The organism is Rhodococcus sp. 4CII (assembly GCF_014256275.1).
GTDB classification, from domain to species: Bacteria; Actinomycetota; Actinomycetes; order Mycobacteriales; family Mycobacteriaceae; genus Rhodococcus_F; species Rhodococcus_F wratislaviensis_A.
Map to the genome: position 1 here is coordinate 1,925,640 of NZ_JACCFE010000002.1, position 13,783 is coordinate 1,939,422.

Annotated in this window: 19 protein-coding genes and 1 pseudogene; 13 read left to right on the top strand and 7 right to left on the bottom strand. The window is 67.1% G+C overall.

The genetic code is table 11. The annotated features are described in order from the left end of the window. The first annotated feature begins 124 nt into the window (after positions 1 to 124). Entirely contained in the window at positions 125 to 607 is a 483-nt protein-coding gene (locus H0B43_RS09690; protein ID WP_312033844.1) for a serine/threonine protein kinase, read from the top strand. Positions 608 to 621: 14 nt separating this feature from the next. On the opposite strand, the gene H0B43_RS09695 is transcribed toward H0B43_RS09690, so the two are convergent. Beyond that, on the bottom strand, positions 622 to 873 hold the full coding sequence (locus H0B43_RS09695) for a hypothetical protein (RefSeq protein ID WP_185728112.1): 252 nt from the start codon (positions 871 to 873) through the stop codon (positions 622 to 624). On the opposite strand from H0B43_RS09695, the gene H0B43_RS09700 reads away from it, so the two are divergent. The 6 genes from H0B43_RS09700 to H0B43_RS09725 all read left to right on the top strand — a co-directional run bounded on the left by H0B43_RS09700 (position 872) and on the right by H0B43_RS09725 (position 4,165). Further along, entirely contained in the window at positions 872 to 1,117 is a 246-nt protein-coding gene (locus H0B43_RS09700; RefSeq protein ID WP_185728111.1) for a three-helix bundle dimerization domain-containing protein, read from the top strand. The genes H0B43_RS09695 and H0B43_RS09700 overlap by 2 nt on opposite strands. A 94-nt stretch (positions 1,118 to 1,211) precedes the next feature. After that, complete coding sequence (locus tag H0B43_RS09705; RefSeq protein ID WP_252189835.1) at positions 1,212 to 2,282, top strand: zinc-dependent alcohol dehydrogenase family protein; 1,071 nt, start codon at positions 1,212 to 1,214, stop codon at positions 2,280 to 2,282. 368 nt (positions 2,283 to 2,650) lie between these two features. Continuing rightward, positions 2,651 to 2,872, top strand: a complete 222-nt coding sequence (locus H0B43_RS09710) for a hypothetical protein (RefSeq protein ID WP_185728110.1) — start codon at positions 2,651 to 2,653, stop codon at positions 2,870 to 2,872. 182 nt (positions 2,873 to 3,054) lie between these two features. Next, on the top strand, positions 3,055 to 3,378 hold the full coding sequence (locus tag H0B43_RS09715) for a hypothetical protein (RefSeq protein ID WP_185728109.1): 324 nt from the start codon (positions 3,055 to 3,057) through the stop codon (positions 3,376 to 3,378). A 49-nt stretch (positions 3,379 to 3,427) separates the two neighbouring features. Continuing rightward, the gene (locus H0B43_RS09720; RefSeq protein ID WP_185728108.1) at positions 3,428 to 3,637 is read left to right on the top strand and encodes a glyoxalase; all 210 of its coding nucleotides are present in this window, start codon (positions 3,428 to 3,430) and stop codon (positions 3,635 to 3,637) included. A gap of 60 nt (positions 3,638 to 3,697) precedes the next feature. Further along, positions 3,698 to 4,165 (top strand): hypothetical protein, encoded by a 468-nt coding sequence (locus H0B43_RS09725; protein WP_185728107.1) that lies wholly within the window; start codon positions 3,698 to 3,700, stop codon positions 4,163 to 4,165. Between the two features lie 299 nt (positions 4,166 to 4,464). On the opposite strand, the pseudogene H0B43_RS43090 reads toward H0B43_RS09725, so the two are convergent. From H0B43_RS43090 to H0B43_RS09730, 3 genes and pseudogenes are all read right to left on the bottom strand, one after another. Continuing rightward, positions 4,465 to 4,656: pseudogene (locus H0B43_RS43090) on the bottom strand (thiolase C-terminal domain-containing protein); the annotation flags it as partial. Positions 4,657 to 4,721: 65 nt separating this feature from the next. Further along, positions 4,722 to 4,856, bottom strand: coding sequence for a hypothetical protein (locus tag H0B43_RS41390; RefSeq protein ID WP_397517478.1), 135 nt, complete (start codon positions 4,854 to 4,856; stop codon positions 4,722 to 4,724). A 38-nt stretch (positions 4,857 to 4,894) separates the two neighbouring features. After that, a complete protein-coding gene (locus H0B43_RS09730; protein ID WP_185728106.1) occupies positions 4,895 to 5,392 on the bottom strand; it encodes a hypothetical protein in 498 nt (165 codons plus the stop codon). A 353-nt stretch (positions 5,393 to 5,745) separates the two neighbouring features. Here H0B43_RS09730 and H0B43_RS09735 point away from each other — a divergent pair, with 353 nt between their 5' ends. After that, a complete protein-coding gene (locus tag H0B43_RS09735) occupies positions 5,746 to 5,994 on the top strand; it encodes a hypothetical protein (RefSeq protein ID WP_252189834.1) in 249 nt (82 codons plus the stop codon). Positions 5,995 to 6,241: 247 nt separating this feature from the next. On the opposite strand, the gene H0B43_RS09740 is transcribed toward H0B43_RS09735, so the two are convergent. The 3 genes from H0B43_RS09740 to H0B43_RS42475 form a co-directional block, all read right to left on the bottom strand. After that, positions 6,242 to 6,904: a TetR/AcrR family transcriptional regulator gene (locus H0B43_RS09740; protein WP_185728105.1), complete on the bottom strand. Its 663-nt coding sequence runs from the start codon at positions 6,902 to 6,904 to the stop codon at positions 6,242 to 6,244. Positions 6,905 to 7,029: 125 nt separating this feature from the next. Next, on the bottom strand, positions 7,030 to 7,512 hold the full coding sequence (locus H0B43_RS09745) for a hypothetical protein (RefSeq protein ID WP_312033843.1): 483 nt from the start codon (positions 7,510 to 7,512) through the stop codon (positions 7,030 to 7,032). 38 nt (positions 7,513 to 7,550) lie between these two features. After that, entirely contained in the window at positions 7,551 to 7,679 is a 129-nt protein-coding gene (locus H0B43_RS42475) for a hypothetical protein (RefSeq protein ID WP_282555514.1), read from the bottom strand. 140 nt (positions 7,680 to 7,819) lie between these two features. On the opposite strand from H0B43_RS42475, the gene H0B43_RS09750 reads away from it, so the two are divergent. Genes H0B43_RS09750 through H0B43_RS09770 form a run of 5 tightly spaced genes read left to right on the top strand, consistent with a single transcriptional unit; the run spans position 7,820 to position 13,659 of the window. Next, the gene (locus H0B43_RS09750; protein WP_185728104.1) at positions 7,820 to 8,953 is read left to right on the top strand and encodes a VOC family protein; all 1,134 of its coding nucleotides are present in this window, start codon (positions 7,820 to 7,822) and stop codon (positions 8,951 to 8,953) included. Continuing rightward, a complete protein-coding gene (locus H0B43_RS09755; RefSeq protein WP_185728103.1) occupies positions 8,950 to 9,888 on the top strand; it encodes a fumarylacetoacetate hydrolase family protein in 939 nt (312 codons plus the stop codon). The genes H0B43_RS09750 and H0B43_RS09755 overlap by 4 nt, the downstream gene beginning before the upstream one ends. Beyond that, entirely contained in the window at positions 9,885 to 11,774 is a 1,890-nt protein-coding gene (locus H0B43_RS09760; protein ID WP_185728102.1) for an acyl-CoA synthetase, read from the top strand. The genes H0B43_RS09755 and H0B43_RS09760 overlap by 4 nt, the downstream gene beginning before the upstream one ends. Continuing rightward, positions 11,771 to 12,127: a DoxX family protein gene (locus H0B43_RS09765; protein WP_185728101.1), complete on the top strand. Its 357-nt coding sequence runs from the start codon at positions 11,771 to 11,773 to the stop codon at positions 12,125 to 12,127. The genes H0B43_RS09760 and H0B43_RS09765 overlap by 4 nt, the downstream gene beginning before the upstream one ends. Then, positions 12,124 to 13,659, top strand: coding sequence for a bifunctional 3-(3-hydroxy-phenyl)propionate/3-hydroxycinnamic acid hydroxylase (locus H0B43_RS09770; RefSeq protein WP_185728100.1), 1,536 nt, complete (start codon positions 12,124 to 12,126; stop codon positions 13,657 to 13,659). Before H0B43_RS09765 ends, H0B43_RS09770 begins: the two co-directional genes overlap by 4 nt. Positions 13,660 to 13,783: the final 124 nt, after the last annotated feature.

Genomic DNA, 13,783 nt, shown 5'->3' on the forward strand with positions numbered 1-13,783 from the left:
CCCACCGCGAGGCGACCCGAACACCCCGGCACCATCCGGTCTGCGGTAGGTTACTCACGCGTACAGCCACTTTCACCGAATCGAACCGTTGCCTTAGGCGAGGCGGTACGGAACCATCAGGGTCGTGCGCAGAGCCCGCTGGCCCGCGACCGCCCCACCGCCCTGCGGCGGTGACCGGGTGCACGACCGGCTGCCGCTGACCTCCGACACCGACCTGACCCTGGAACTGGTGCGGATCACCTCGTACCCGTCCGGGCTCGCGGTGCAGCTCGCCCTGACCGCGACCGGCCGCCCGGCGCGGCGGGCCTGGCACGAGACCCGGCCGCTGACCGACCCCACCGACCTGTCGGCGCATTGGTCCTACCTGGACGTGTGGCTCGGAACCGGCGACCTCGCGCCGGCGGACCCCTACTTCCTGCGCCCGGACCTGCAGGCCGCCGACGCTGGGATCTGCTCCTACCGCAGCGAACCGCTGTACTGGCTACCCGCCTCACCCGCGCGGGCGCTCACCCTGGCCACCGGATGGCCGCAGATCGGGTTACCCACTGCGGTGACGACCATGCACCTGGACCCGATCAGCCAGCCGGGAACGCCTCGCCGCGGCTGATCTCGCATACCGGATCACCCGCAACATCGTTGGGCGGCCGGGGCGGTGAGCCGCGCCACCAGCTGACGCGCCTCACCGAGCCTCGCACCCGGCTCCGGGTCCTCGGCACCGAGCCGGCCGCCCTGCGCTCGGGTGGTGTCGATCCGGGCCGTGAGCACCTCGATCTCCTCGTGCAGCAGGTCGCGGAACAGCCGCGCCTGTTCCCGCTGGTAACCCCGCTGAACCCCTTCCCCGACGCCATCTGCGGGGACGACAATTTCTGTCATGGACATCACCGAACAGCACCACCTCGACGCGGTCCGCACCCAACTGATCCGGCGATACCAATACCTCGACCCCGACCCCGACCAGATCGAGACCGTCATCGACACCGCCCACCACCGATTCGACGGATGCCAGATCCGGGACTTCGTGCCCCTGCTCGTCGAACGCGCCGCCACCCGCGCCCTCGACGAATCCCTGACCATCACCCCCACCACGGCATACCCGGCAGCGCCCGAAACGCGATAACCACCGGCCCACACCGACGATGCCGGTACCGGCATCGTTCGCTCGTCCACCGCCCCGGCGAGTCCGTCGTACACCGAGAGACGAAAGGTCACTCATGCCTGAATCCATGCGCGCGCTCGTCGCCGAGAAGGTCGGCGAGCCCACCGATGTCCTGCGGCTCGAATCCCGGCCTGTTCCCACACCACAAGCCGGTCAGGCGTTGATCCGGGTGACGGCGACTCCGATTCACGCCAGTGATCTGCACGTGCTGCGTGGCCGCTACGGTTTCACCCCCGAATTTCCCACGGTCGGCGGTCGCATGGAATGCGTCGGTCGCATCGAGGCCCTGGGCCCGAATACCGCGGGACTGAAGCTAGGCGAGCGGGTGGTGGTCGCTGCGATCCCGGCGGTACCCGGGCCCCCGGTGGCCGGCACCTGGCAGGAATACCTCGTTGCCGAAACTGGGCGGCTTCTGCCGGTCCCCGACCAGCTGAGCGACTCCAGCGCCTGTCAACTCGCCGTCAACCCGTTGACCGCGCTACTCCTCGTGACCCGCGAACTCGATGTGCAGCCGGGAGAATGGTTGCTGCAGACGGCCGCGGGCTCCACCGTCGGCCGTCTCGTCATACAGCTGTCCCGGCATCTGGGTATCCGCACGATCAACGTCGTGCGGCGACGCGCGGCCGTCGAGGAGATCACGACGCTCGGTGGTGACGAGGTCATCTGCACCGAGGACGAGGACCTGGTGCAGCGTGTAGCCGACATCGCGGGACCGGCCGGCGTGCGCAAGGCCACCGACTGCGTCGCGGGCGAGGTGGGTGCCCAGGTCTCCCAGGCTTTGGCTCCGGGAGGAGAGGTCGTGGTCTACGGCGCGCTCTCGACCCATCGGCAAACCGACCCGGCAGCGCTGACGATCCCACTGCATGCTCGCTCGGTGATCTACGAGACCAAAACGGTCCGTGGATTCTGGCTGAACCGCTGGTTCGGCACTGCCTCACCCGAGGAGGTGATGCACGCGCTGTCCCAGGTCCGCAGTCTCGTCACGGAGGAAGTGCTGAGCATCCCCCACGGCCGGCCGTTCCCGCTCGACCGCTTCCTCGAAGCCATCACACTCGCCGAAACACCCGCACACGGCACCAAACCACTCTTCGTCTTCGACCACAGCCCGGACACAGTCGACAGGTAGATCTGACCGCCGTTTTCGCCCGGCGCCGCACATATCCCTGCACATCGAACCGGCCTTCCGGTGGAGGGAACCCCGCTGCTTTCGGGCGCGTCCCCCGCTGTCGCGGCAGGATGAATCCATGTCCATGAACGAACCGTTCCTGCCGATCACGCACACGGGTTCCGACGAGATCGACGCCGCAGATCCTGGGCTGGGTGCGCCCGGGACCCCCACCCCGCCGACTTCCGACTGACGTTCGACCCAAGGCGGACCGGAACTTGTTGCGCTGTCGGGTTTACGCGTCTCGACCGCCGACACCGGCGCCTACGCTTGCCCGTACGCACATGCTGGTCCGCAGACACGCGCTCCCGTCCGGAAGGGGGCTGCAAATGTTCGTTCTGCTCCGGCACGCCCACGCGATAGCCCAGCAGGCCTTGGACCGGGCCCGACGCCCACCGGCCTCTCAGCGCCTCGGCCGGAACCAGGCCGCCGATCTCGTCGACACCCTGTGGTGCACCCACCGCGAAATCCTCACCGCGCTCGCCGCCTGCACCCGCGCCGACGGCACACCCGCCTTCCCTATCGGACACACCGCGAACGGCGGGGCCTGACTGCTCGATGCCCGCACCCCGCTGCGCCACATCGACCCCGATCCACCGGAAAAACCCACCGGGAAGTGTGACACACGCCACACACGACTCGGGTGTGGTCGGTGTAACGTTCCCGACCCTCCCGGACACCGTTCAAGTAGCCGCAGACGCTGGGCCCGCGGCACTCGAATCAGGAACCCACCATGGCCACCACACAGCTCCACCCGTTCACCCAGTCCGCCACCCACACCTCCTCGTGGAAGCGCCTGGCCGCCGTCGCCGCCGCGGCCGCGGCATTCGGCCTCCTCCCGGTCGGCGCCGCCACCGCCGCCACCGCCGCCGCCGCGCCGGCCCCCGCACAACCCGTCGCCGCCGCTGTCACCCACGACAGTCCGCTCGACCGCGACAACGACATGCAGCAACAACACCAGCACGACCGCCAGCGCGACCAGCGGCAGGACCGGCGCGCCGACACCACCGTCCTCGACCAGATCCTGGCCGGCTGGAACGGCAGCACCCAGATGTAGCGCCCCCATCCCTCCCACCCAAGTGACTGAGACCCGCGAGAAGGCAACCATGAGCACCACCGAAACCCGCTCCAACGAAACGGTCGCCACCACGGCAACAACATTCGCCGCCGCCGCAGACCTGACCAGTGCGCTGATTCGCGCGGCGATCGCACACGGCGAACACGAGAAGCGCAGCGGGGCAGAGGATCCGAACTGGCCCGACTGGTACGCCGCCTACATGGTCGCCGAACAGGCTGGGACGGAGCTGCCCATCTAATTGTCTGCCGCACCATCCACCGGTCAACCTCACCTTCCATCACCCACCACGGAGGACACCATGTCCACGATCCACCTCCACCAGAACACCACCGCAACACCCGAACAGTTCCTCGCCGCGCTCACCGACTTCGGGCCCGGCCGCGAGGAAATCTTCGGCAACAGCGCCGACGACTACCTCCAGGTCCACGAACTCGGCACCGACACCGCCGACGTCACCGAGGGCTCGGGCGGGGCCTGGGAACGCCTGCACTACGACTGGACCGACCCGCACCGTGTCGTCATGACCACCACCGACTCGAACCTGTGGGGCGGAAACTCCGGCCACATCTACACCCTCACCCCGAAACCCGACGGAACCACCGACGTCGACGCGGTCGTCGTCCGCGACGGCAAGAACCTCAAAGGGCGAGCGCTCGGGGCCGTGCTCGGCGTCTTCGGCACCCGCGTCCTCGGAAAAGCGTTCGACAACACCGTCGCCGCCATCGAAGCCCGCAACAACACCCCGCGGCCGGCGAACCGCACTTAGACCCAACCCCGTGCCGTCGAGTACCGCAACCACGGTGCTCGGCGCGACGGTGTCCGGAAGGGTCCTCAACCCATCCCGTTGCCAAATGCTGAAAAATGCAGTTACACAATGGATTACGAATCGTCGATAACGGATACTATGTCAGCTGTACTTGATTCGGCGGAAGCCGAAGGCCTTTCGTCCAGAATAGAATTTCTCGACCACCATCACGCATGAGTTGTGGCCCGCTCCCATCACATGCCCCATTCCGGCTCGCACATGGTCGGCCTGCCGTTCTTCTGCTTGTCCGCGCTGTTGGGTTACCAAGTCGGGTACTGGGCCGAGCCCCGGACGCGCCGAGGGGGCTCTTCCTTGGACAGCAGACCACCCGGAGGGTTAACCGGTATCCGGCCACCAATGTGCGTCTCGTCGCTTCGCAGCAGCGTCGCCTCGTCGCCCGGCACGCAGAGACCCAGCTCGCCGTAGGCGAGCAGTGCAGAAGCTGCGTCGGTGTCCTGACAAGCTGCCGGCGCAGTGACGCGGTCTCTGCTCGAATTTCCTCAGGTGATCGAACCAGCTACCCCAACCCGGACGTGCCGGCCACCTGACCGTCCTCCCCCAGCATCCGATCCCCGACAACGATGTGATGCACCTTCCCGTGCGTGTCCAGGATGCGGTGCCGGCTGCTGAACGGTTGCCCGGCGGTGATCATCGTGTCGAAAACTCACTGCGCGCCATCGTCGGCGCGCATCAGGCCGGCTTGCCGTAGACCTGACGGAAGCTCCGCCTGATCGGCGCGCCACCAGTCAGCTGCAACATCGCGCCAATGCACCGTCCCAGCAGTGTCTTCGACCGCCGGTGATAGTCGACGCTGATCCGGCTGCCGCCGCCGCGCGGCTCGACACGGAACTCGAACGTGCCGCCTGGCTCGAAGATCGTCCCGTCGGTGATCACCGAGCGGACGGCCGAGTCTGTCCACTCGTAGGTGACGCGCTCCCACACACTCGCGCCGAGGAGCGCGCTGCCCTCCGTCACGTCGGCGGTTCTGTCACCCAGCTCATGCAGCTGGTAGAGGCGCGCAGTGAGGGCCGGCCACACCTCCGGCCGGCGGTCCGAGAAGTCGACCATCGCGCCGATCACCTTCACCGGCGGGTCGCGCACGTCGAGCTGGAACGTGAACTTGGGCACGCGGACATCGTACTGACAGAGTTGATGCGGATACCGGTCAACGAACCCGAGCGCCTCCACCCACCGCCGATACACCCTGACCGCGGGCACCGGGCCGTTACCAGCGTCGGGAACGGCGGATCCACCGCTCCCCGCACGACCAGCGCCTTGTCCTCGGTGGTGAGGTTCGGTGCGGCGCCGCCGCGCAATGTGCTCGAAGCCGAACCTGCCGGCCACCAGCGTCAGGATTGGGGCATCACGGCGACCGAACAACCCACCTGGCCACCCCGCGATCGGAATTTGCGGGAGCCGCTGCCACACAACCGACCTGACACGTTCCATCCACTCGGCCCGGGAGTCGTTGAGTAATTGCCGGATCGTTTCCGTGCGGCCCTGCGCCGGAAACCCGTTTGGTCGTGTGGACGGCGTTGATCGTGGTCACTTGGCGCCGTTGGGTGCCGGCGGCGGCCGGGTGGCCGGCGAGGAACTCCCCAACACCGGAGGCTGCGCTCGCGGACGCGTTTGCCGTCGCCACGCCCCTGCTGGCGCCCGACGGCAGTCTGATTGCGGCGATCAGTGCGGCGGTCGACGCGTCGGCAGCGGAGGAACTCGACAATATCGGCGAAAAGCTCGAGAAGGCCGTTGCCGGCCTCGGCCCTCGGTACGGGCTCAAATTGGGCTGAAAGCCTGCACAGCCAGACGAGCATCCCACTGTGGAACTCGGAACGACGGTTCGGGTTCTCGTCGAAAACTCTTGCGCGGGACGTCAGCTCGGCGAGCGCGGCGGCATCGGTTGTTCACCCGGTGCTCACCGGCCCGAAGTACCTCGGGGCTCGTCGAGGACAGAACGGCGGCCTCGGGGCGATACCGCCGGAGCAGGGTGAACCTCGTAGTTCGAGCACGGTCCAGCCGGCATTGGCCGTGGAAGAGTTACGTGGCGGTGGCGCCTTGGAGTTGATCGTCGGCGTCGGGTAGCGGGCAGTGGCTGATTTGGTGGGCCTCGTCGGCCGAGACGCCGAACATGCGCAACAAGTCCTCGGTGACTTGGTCGGTGTCCTCCGCGTCGTCACGTTCGGGGTGGTCGTGCAGCAGTTGACCCAGGCAGAGGGCGGCTCCCGCGGTGATTGTCAGGGCCAGTTCGGGATCGCGGACGCTGAACCGGCCCGCCCGGGCAGCTGCCTCGATGTCCCGGCGGGCTCTCGGCGCCAGGCCTTTGTCCGAGCTGACCAGACTCGGCCCGTCGCGGAGCAGAACTTTGCTCAGTTCGGGATTCCTGCGATGCAGGCGTCCTGTCAGACGGAAGCTCTGCGCAAAGATCTGGGCAGGGTCGTCCAGGTCTGCGGTCAGTACATCGAGCACCGCGCCGTGGCGGTCGAGGGCCTCCTCCACAGCCGCGTGGAAGAGCTCCTCCTTGGTCTGGAAGTGGTTGTAGAACGACCCCATTCCGACATCTGCGGCCTGGGTGATCTCGAGAATCGGGGCGGTCAGTTTCCCTGCCGCCATGAAGGACTGAGCTGCGCGTACGAGGGCTGCGCGAGTACGCGCCTTGCGCCGTTCCAAGCGGTTCGGTGCATCGGTGATCTGCTCGGTCATGCCTGCGTGCCCATCTCCCACTCCGTCCGACCCGGCCCTACCCTACCGCGTGTCATCAATATTGACGAATTCCTCAAAATCAGCAACTACTCCAATCCGCGAGCAGTCCCCACATTCGGTCCGACCTAATGGCGGAGGATCTTGATGCCGACCACGAGTACGCCCACACCGACCAAACCCGCGATTGTGAACAGCTGTTGCCACCAACGTAATTGGGCCATTCGCACGGCAAGCAGAGCAATTACACCGAGTTCAGCGACGAGGACCCACATCGCGACCCACATCGCTGTGGACGTGCTCAGTAGTCCGACGGCGGCTGCGACCAATACCAGCACAGGCAAGACCGCGGCCTCGACGATCTGGCCGGAGGTCTGCAGCATCCGCAGCACTGCCCGTCCGCGCGGAGCGCTGTGATACGCGCCGAGATGTGCTACCCAGTCGGCCAGCAGGCTCGCCGCCCAGAGCCCGCCGGTGGCCACAACCACATCGAGAACCCGATCCCATGGGCTCGTCTCGGGAGCCGTATAGCGGACGAGGACGGCGAGCGTCGCCAAACACGTCATAGCGCCGTACACACGCTCCCGCAGGAGCGCGACGATATGCTCCACGGGAACTTCTTCCCGATTCTTCTCGCCGGCCGCGCTAGTCACTTCTGCCACCACGCGAATCGGTTCGAATCTGCCTTGTCCGCGGGAGCGAGCTCCTCGCCGGCCTGAAAGTAGTTGTAGAACGACCCCATTCCGACATCTGCGGCCTGGGTGAACTGCTCGGTCATGCCTGGTGCCCTCCTTCTACTCCGTCCGACCTGGGCCTACCGTACCGCGTGTCATCAAAAGTGACGAATTCCTCAAAAACCCTTGACTGCCGATAAGGTCATGAGTGAGGATATCGTCAGTTACTTGAGAGGAGTGGTCAATGAGCGACCACCATGACCCGCATACCGGTCTGCACAGTGAGCAGGGCGCGCTGAGGGGTGAGCACGGGGGGCGGGCCGCGGAGCCGATCATCAAGGTCGACGACCTCGCGTGGCTGGAGTTCGAGAAGCCCGACCTCGAGCGGGCGGAGGCGTTCGCCCATGCCTTCGGTTTTGCGACGGCGCTGCGCACCGCCCACGAACTGCAATTGCGCGGAACAGACCCCGGTTCGCCCTGCGTGCTCATCCGCCGAGGACCGCGGTCGCGGTTCGTCGGTCCCGCCTTCCGGGCGGCCGACGCGACCGACGTGCTGCGACTGGCGGACGCGGTCGGCGGTGCGGTCGTGCCGCTGCCGGAGAGTCTCGGCGGGATCACCGTCGATCTCACCGATCCCAGCGCTCTGGGCGTGCGCGTCGTGTCCGACACGTTCGAGTTGCCGGCGCTTCCCGCCCCCGCTCCGCTCCCCCTCAATGTCGGACACGACGTCGGGCGGGTCAACGCCACCCAGCGGCCACCCCGCGCACCGGCCACGGTGCAACGGCTCGGTCACCTCGTGCTCCAGACGACGACGTACCGCGAAACGCTCGACTGGTACCTCGAGCACCTCGGACTGATCGTCAGCGATTTCCTCTACTACCCCGGGCAACGGGCCCGGGGCCCGATCATGAGCTTCATCCGCTGCGACCGGGGCGCCACCCCCACCGACCATCACACCCTCGCGATGGTGCTCGGCCCGGCGAACCGCTATGTGCATTCGGCCTATCAGGTCGCCGACCTCGACTGCCTCGCCGCCGGCGGCGAGTACCTGCTCGACCGGGGCTACCGCCGATCCTGGGGCATCGGCCGACACATCCAGGGCAGCCAGATCTTCGACTACTGGCGCGACCCTGACGGATTCATGGTCGAGCACTTCAGCGACGGCGATCTCTTCGACAACACGCTCGACGCGGGATGGGCACCGATGACCGCATCGGGACTGGCCCAGTGGGGGCCGCCCGCCACCAAAGACTTCCTCGGATTGAACCCCGGCCGGGAATCACTTCAGGAACTGCGCGCGATCGTCCACGCGCTGCGCGCCGACAACGAATTCGACCTCCACCGCCTCCGCGGCCTTCTGAAAGTTGCCAGCTCATGACCATCTCCGTCCTCCGCACCGTCGACGCCTGGTGGGTCGTCACACCCACCGGTGCCGCACGGGTAGACACCGAGGCCACCACCACCGCCCACCTGCTGGCCGACCGATCCGCCGTCGAGGCGGCGGCGTCCAGCGAGGGCACCGTTCCCGTCGAGACCCTCGCGTTGCTCTCCCCGGTCACCACCCCCTGCCGAGTGGTCGCACAGATGACGAACTTCGCCTCGCACGTCGAGGACGCCGGGATGAACCCCGACACCGTTCCGTTGACCTTCTTCCGAAAGGCCTCCGGGTCGATCAGCGGCCCCACCGACGACGTGATCCGTCCCGCCCATGTCCGGCTCCTGGACTACGAGGTGGAGATCGGGCTCGTCCTCGCCCGCGACATCCCGGTCGGAACGGCGATCACCGCAGACACTCTTGCCGATTACGTGGCCGGCCTGGTCGTCACCAACGACATCTCCGCGCGCGACGTCCAGCTTCCCAAAACGCAGTTCTACGAGGCCAAGTCATACCCGACGTTCACGCCGGTCGGCCCCGCGCTCGTCCTGCTGGACGGCGACGAACTGAAGCGGTTCACCGACCTGCGGCTGCGGCTGTGGGTCAACGGTGAGCCGCGCCAGAACATGACCGTTGCCGACATGATCTATCAGCCGGTCGAGACGCTGCAGGCGCTGACCCGGTTCCAACGCCTCGGTGCCGGGGACTTGCTGCTGACCGGAACACCGGTCGGTACGGCGCTGAGCGCGCCCCCGAAGCCGATCGCAATCCTCTCCGCCCTGCTACCGCCGACGGTCAAATGGAAGCTCTTCTTCGCGGGCCAGGCCAAGAATTCGAACTATCTGCAGGACGGCGACCTCATCGAAGCCACCGTCTTCACAGACGACGGCACCATCGACCTGGGGCGCCAGCGCACGGTGGTGAGGTACGCGCGATGACCACCGACCTGCTGTGGCCGCGTTACGCGGCGCCCACGGATCTGACGACGATCGAGGCCGTGCCGCTGCGCGATCGGGGGCTTCCGGAGTCTACCTATGCGTTGCTCACCCGGTCGGCCCGCATGTGGCCGGATCGCCTCGCGCTCACCGTCCTACCGGACGGTGCACGGTGGCGGGAACCGTTGCAACGCAGCTTTTCCGAACTACTCGACGATGTGCACCGCTACGCGAACCTGCTCCACCGTCTGGGCGTGCGGCGCCGGGACACGGTCGCCCTGATGGCGCCCAACTGCGCCGAGTTGATCCCCGCGACTCTCGCCGCACAGCTTGCCGGCGTCGCAGCTCCCGTCAACGCCGCGCAATCGCAGCAGCACATCGCCGAACTGTTGCGCCGCTCCGGTGCCCGGGTCCTCGTGGCGGCCGGACCGGAGCTGGCGCCCGACACCTGGGCCGCCGCGCTCGAGGTTGCCGTGAGCGGGCGGGTGGACGCCGTGCTGGTCTTGCGGCCCACCGGCGCCGCCGGCGCGCCTGCGGACCTGCCCGAGATCGACGGAGTGCGGATCGGCTATCTCGGTGCGCTGTCGGCCGAGATCGACCCCTCCGACTTCGTCGGTGATCCCCCCCGCGGGTGCGACGTGGCCGCGCTGTTTCACACCGGGGGCACCACCGGTGTTCCGAAGCTGGCCGCCCACACCCACGACAACGAGGTCGCCAACGCCTGGATGCTGGCCGCGAACTCGTTGGGGAACTCGGACTCCGTCGTGTTCGCCGCCCTGCCGCTGTCCCATGTCAATGCGCTGATGGTGACGCTGTTGGCGCCGCTGCTGAAGGGTCAGAAGGTGGTGTGGGCCGGGCCGCTCGGCTACCGCGACCCGATACTGTCGAGCGAATTCTGGAAAATCGTCGAGCACTACCGCATCGTGTCGATGAGCGCGGTGCCCACCGTGTACGCGGCCCTCGCACAGCGCCCCGTCGATGCCGATATCAGCAGTCTGCGATTCGCCATGGTGGGAGCGTCACCGCTACCGACTGCGGTCAACGAGAAGTTTCAGAAACACACCAGAGTGCCCCTACTCGAAGGCTACGGCCTGACGGAAGCGACCTGCGCGAGCGCACGCAGCTTTCCCGACGCGCCACGACCGGGCTCGGTTGGGCTACGGATGCCCTATCAACAGGTCAAAGTGGTTCGAGTCCGCGAAGACGGCATCTGGGAAGACCTGCCCACCGGAGCGACCGGGGTGCTGGCGATCAGCGGTCCGACGGTGTTCGCCGGTTATGTCGCCGCCCACGACGAACACGGACACGTTCTCGACGGCATGGGCACCCTGGTCGACGGTTGGCTCGACACCGGCGACCTGGCGCGCATCGACAGCGACGGTTTCATCTACCTGGCCGGACGCGCGAAGGACATCATCATCCGGGGCGGGCACAACATCGATCCCGCGGTGATCGAAGACGCCCTACTGGCACATCCGCAGGTCACCGCGGTCAGCGCGGTGGGACGCCCGGACGCCTACGCCGGCGAAGTGCCCGTCGCCTACGTCACCGTTGCCACCGAGGCCGCCATCACCGATCACGAGCTACAAGCCTGGGCGGGCGAGCGTGTTCCCGAACGGGCCGCTGCACCCAAGTCGGTGACCATCCTCCCGGCGTTGCCCGTCACCGCGGTCGGCAAGCCCTACAAGCTCGCACTGCGCGCCGACGCGACACGGCGCGAGCTCGAACATGCCCTCGCCGCCATCGCAGGCATCGCCGACATCCAGGCGTCCGTCGAGGACGGTGCGATCCTTTCCACTGTCGAGATCGACGGATCTGCCAGCGAACCGGCGATCACGGCGATCCTCAACCGATATGCGATCAATTGGAAGGTAACGGTGCGCAAATGACCACCGCAACACTGGTTCTGGCACTCTGCCTCGCAGTCTTCTACCTTCTGCTCGGCGGCGGCAAGCTCGCGGCGACCTCGCCGATGCGGGAACGGGCCGCCCACGTCGGCGTGTCCGTCAGCACGTATCGGGGCATCGGCGTGCTCGAGGTCGCCGGTGCCGGCGGACTCCTGATCGGCGGACTTGTGCCGGCGCTCGGCGCCGCGGCCGGCGTCGGGCTGCTGCTCCTGATGGTGGGTGCCGTCGTTACGCACGTACGCAACGGTGACGGAAGACGTGAGATGACGCCCGCCGTTGTCGTCGGCCTATTGATCGTGGCCTACCTCGTAGTCCTGTTCGGATCGATCCGATGAGCGAGCGGGTTGTCCCAGTCGTCATCGTCGGTGCCGGTCCCACCGGGCTGACCGCCGCCACGTTGCTGGCGCAGTACGGTGTCGAGTGCCTGATATTCGAGCGCTGGGAGGGCGTCTATGCCCAGCCGCGGGCGGTCCACCTCGACGGAGAGATTCACCGGATCGTGGCGCACCTCGGGATCGCTGAGGAGTTCGCGGCGATCTCCCGGCCGTGCCTCGGGTTGCGGCTTCTCGACCGGAACATGCGAGTTCTCACCGAGTTCCACCGAGATCCCGGTCCGGGCGTCCATGGTTACCCCGAGGCCAACATGTTCGACCAGCCGGCGTTCGAGGAGATCCTGCGGACCAATCTGGAACGGCACCCGAGGGCCTCGCTTCGCGGCGGCGTGGAAGTGACCGGGCTGGTCGACGACCCCACCGGCGTTCGCGTCGACTTCACCGACCGAAGCACCGGTGCACACGAATCGGTGCGGACCCGATACGTCTTGGGCTGCGACGGCGCCAACAGCTCAGTTCGAGACCACATTCAGGCAACGATGCGGGACCTGGAGTTCGATCAACGGTGGCTGGTCGTCGACGTCGAGATCACCGCGGACCTCGGCGAGTGGGAGGGCGCGCACCAGGTGTGCGATCCCGTGCGCGCGGCAACGTACATGCGGATCGGACACACTCGCTACCGCTGGGAGTTCCGGCTCCAACCCGGTGAGACCGCCGAGGACTATCGCGACATGGCTCGATTGCATCCCCTCATCGCGCCCTGGACACGGAACACGCCGGTCGACGACCTCGAGCTTGTCCGCGTCGCCGAGTACACCTTTCGAGCTCGAATCGCGGACCGATGGCGCGACGGGCGCGTGTTCCTGCTCGGCGACGCCGCCCATCTCACACCGCCGTTCATCGGACAGGGGATGGGTGCGGGGATCCGCGACGCGATGAACCTCGCCTGGAAGCTTGCGGGCGTGCTCACCTGGGGTTTGCCCGAAAGCGCACTCGACACCTATGAGATCGAACGCAAGCCCCACGCGCTCGCATTGATCCGGCGGGCCAAATTCATCGGAATGGCCATGACCGAGGGTGGCGAACTCGGCAACCTCGTCCGTCGCATCGTCATACCGCTTCTGCACCGCCTCCCAGGTCTCGGCGACAAGGTCATGGACGGCGAGACCCCGGCCCTTCACCGCTCCACTCTGGTGGAACGACCTCGACTACGCAGAAGCCGAGCGGGCCGCCTGATCCCGAATCCGGACCTCGGCCAGGGTCGCCGATTCGACGAGGTCGTCGCGGGCCGGTTCGCGATTGTCACCGCCATCTCCCCGACCCCGAAACAACGCACCGACATCGCACAACGTGGTGGCGCAGTCCTGCTAGCTCGACCCGGCACCGACCTGCATCGCTGGCTACGCCGCGGACACGCGCGCGCTGCCGTCATCCGGCCCGACGGCACCGTCCTTCGTAGCGGCAACGACCTGTCCGCCCTCTGCACCGCCCTCCCCCGCTTCAACCCCGACCGCGTGCCAACAACCCTCCAGTGACCTACCCCCGAAGGAGAGCTACCGGCGATGTGGTATCCGGCACGTGCCGTGCAGCTTCGAATTCGAAACTCGCTGCGCACCAGTCGAAGTGATTCGCGTCATAAGCTACTCGCCCGTAACCTAC

Bases quoted from the DNA above. Each gene is read 5' to 3' on its own strand.
- H0B43_RS09710 (WP_185728110.1), top strand. From the start codon at position 2,651: ATGTTCGTTCTGCTCCGGCACGCCCACGCGATAGCCCAGCAGGCCTTG.
- H0B43_RS09740 (WP_185728105.1), bottom strand. From the start codon at position 6,904: ATGACCGAGCAGATCACCGATGCACCGAACCGCTTGGAACGGCGCAAG.
- H0B43_RS09755 (WP_185728103.1), top strand. From the start codon at position 8,950: ATGACCATCTCCGTCCTCCGCACCGTCGACGCCTGGTGGGTCGTCACA.
- H0B43_RS09750 (WP_185728104.1), top strand. From the start codon at position 7,820: ATGAGCGACCACCATGACCCGCATACCGGTCTGCACAGTGAGCAGGGC.
- H0B43_RS09770 (WP_185728100.1), top strand. From the start codon at position 12,124: ATGAGCGAGCGGGTTGTCCCAGTCGTCATCGTCGGTGCCGGTCCCACC.
- H0B43_RS09725 (WP_185728107.1), top strand. From the start codon at position 3,698: ATGTCCACGATCCACCTCCACCAGAACACCACCGCAACACCCGAACAG.
- H0B43_RS42475 (WP_282555514.1), bottom strand. From the start codon at position 7,679: ATGACCGAGCAGTTCACCCAGGCCGCAGATGTCGGAATGGGGTCGTTC.
- H0B43_RS09715 (WP_185728109.1), top strand. From the start codon at position 3,055: ATGGCCACCACACAGCTCCACCCGTTCACCCAGTCCGCCACCCACACC.
- H0B43_RS09765 (WP_185728101.1), top strand. From the start codon at position 11,771: ATGACCACCGCAACACTGGTTCTGGCACTCTGCCTCGCAGTCTTCTAC.
- H0B43_RS09720 (WP_185728108.1), top strand. From the start codon at position 3,428: ATGAGCACCACCGAAACCCGCTCCAACGAAACGGTCGCCACCACGGCA.
- H0B43_RS09695 (WP_185728112.1), bottom strand. From the start codon at position 873: ATGACAGAAATTGTCGTCCCCGCAGATGGCGTCGGGGAAGGGGTTCAG.
- H0B43_RS41390 (WP_397517478.1), bottom strand. From the start codon at position 4,856: ATGATCACCGCCGGGCAACCGTTCAGCAGCCGGCACCGCATCCTGGAC.
- H0B43_RS09705 (WP_252189835.1), top strand. From the start codon at position 1,212: ATGCCTGAATCCATGCGCGCGCTCGTCGCCGAGAAGGTCGGCGAGCCC.
- H0B43_RS09700 (WP_185728111.1), top strand. From the start codon at position 872: ATGGACATCACCGAACAGCACCACCTCGACGCGGTCCGCACCCAACTG.
- H0B43_RS09760 (WP_185728102.1), top strand. From the start codon at position 9,885: ATGACCACCGACCTGCTGTGGCCGCGTTACGCGGCGCCCACGGATCTG.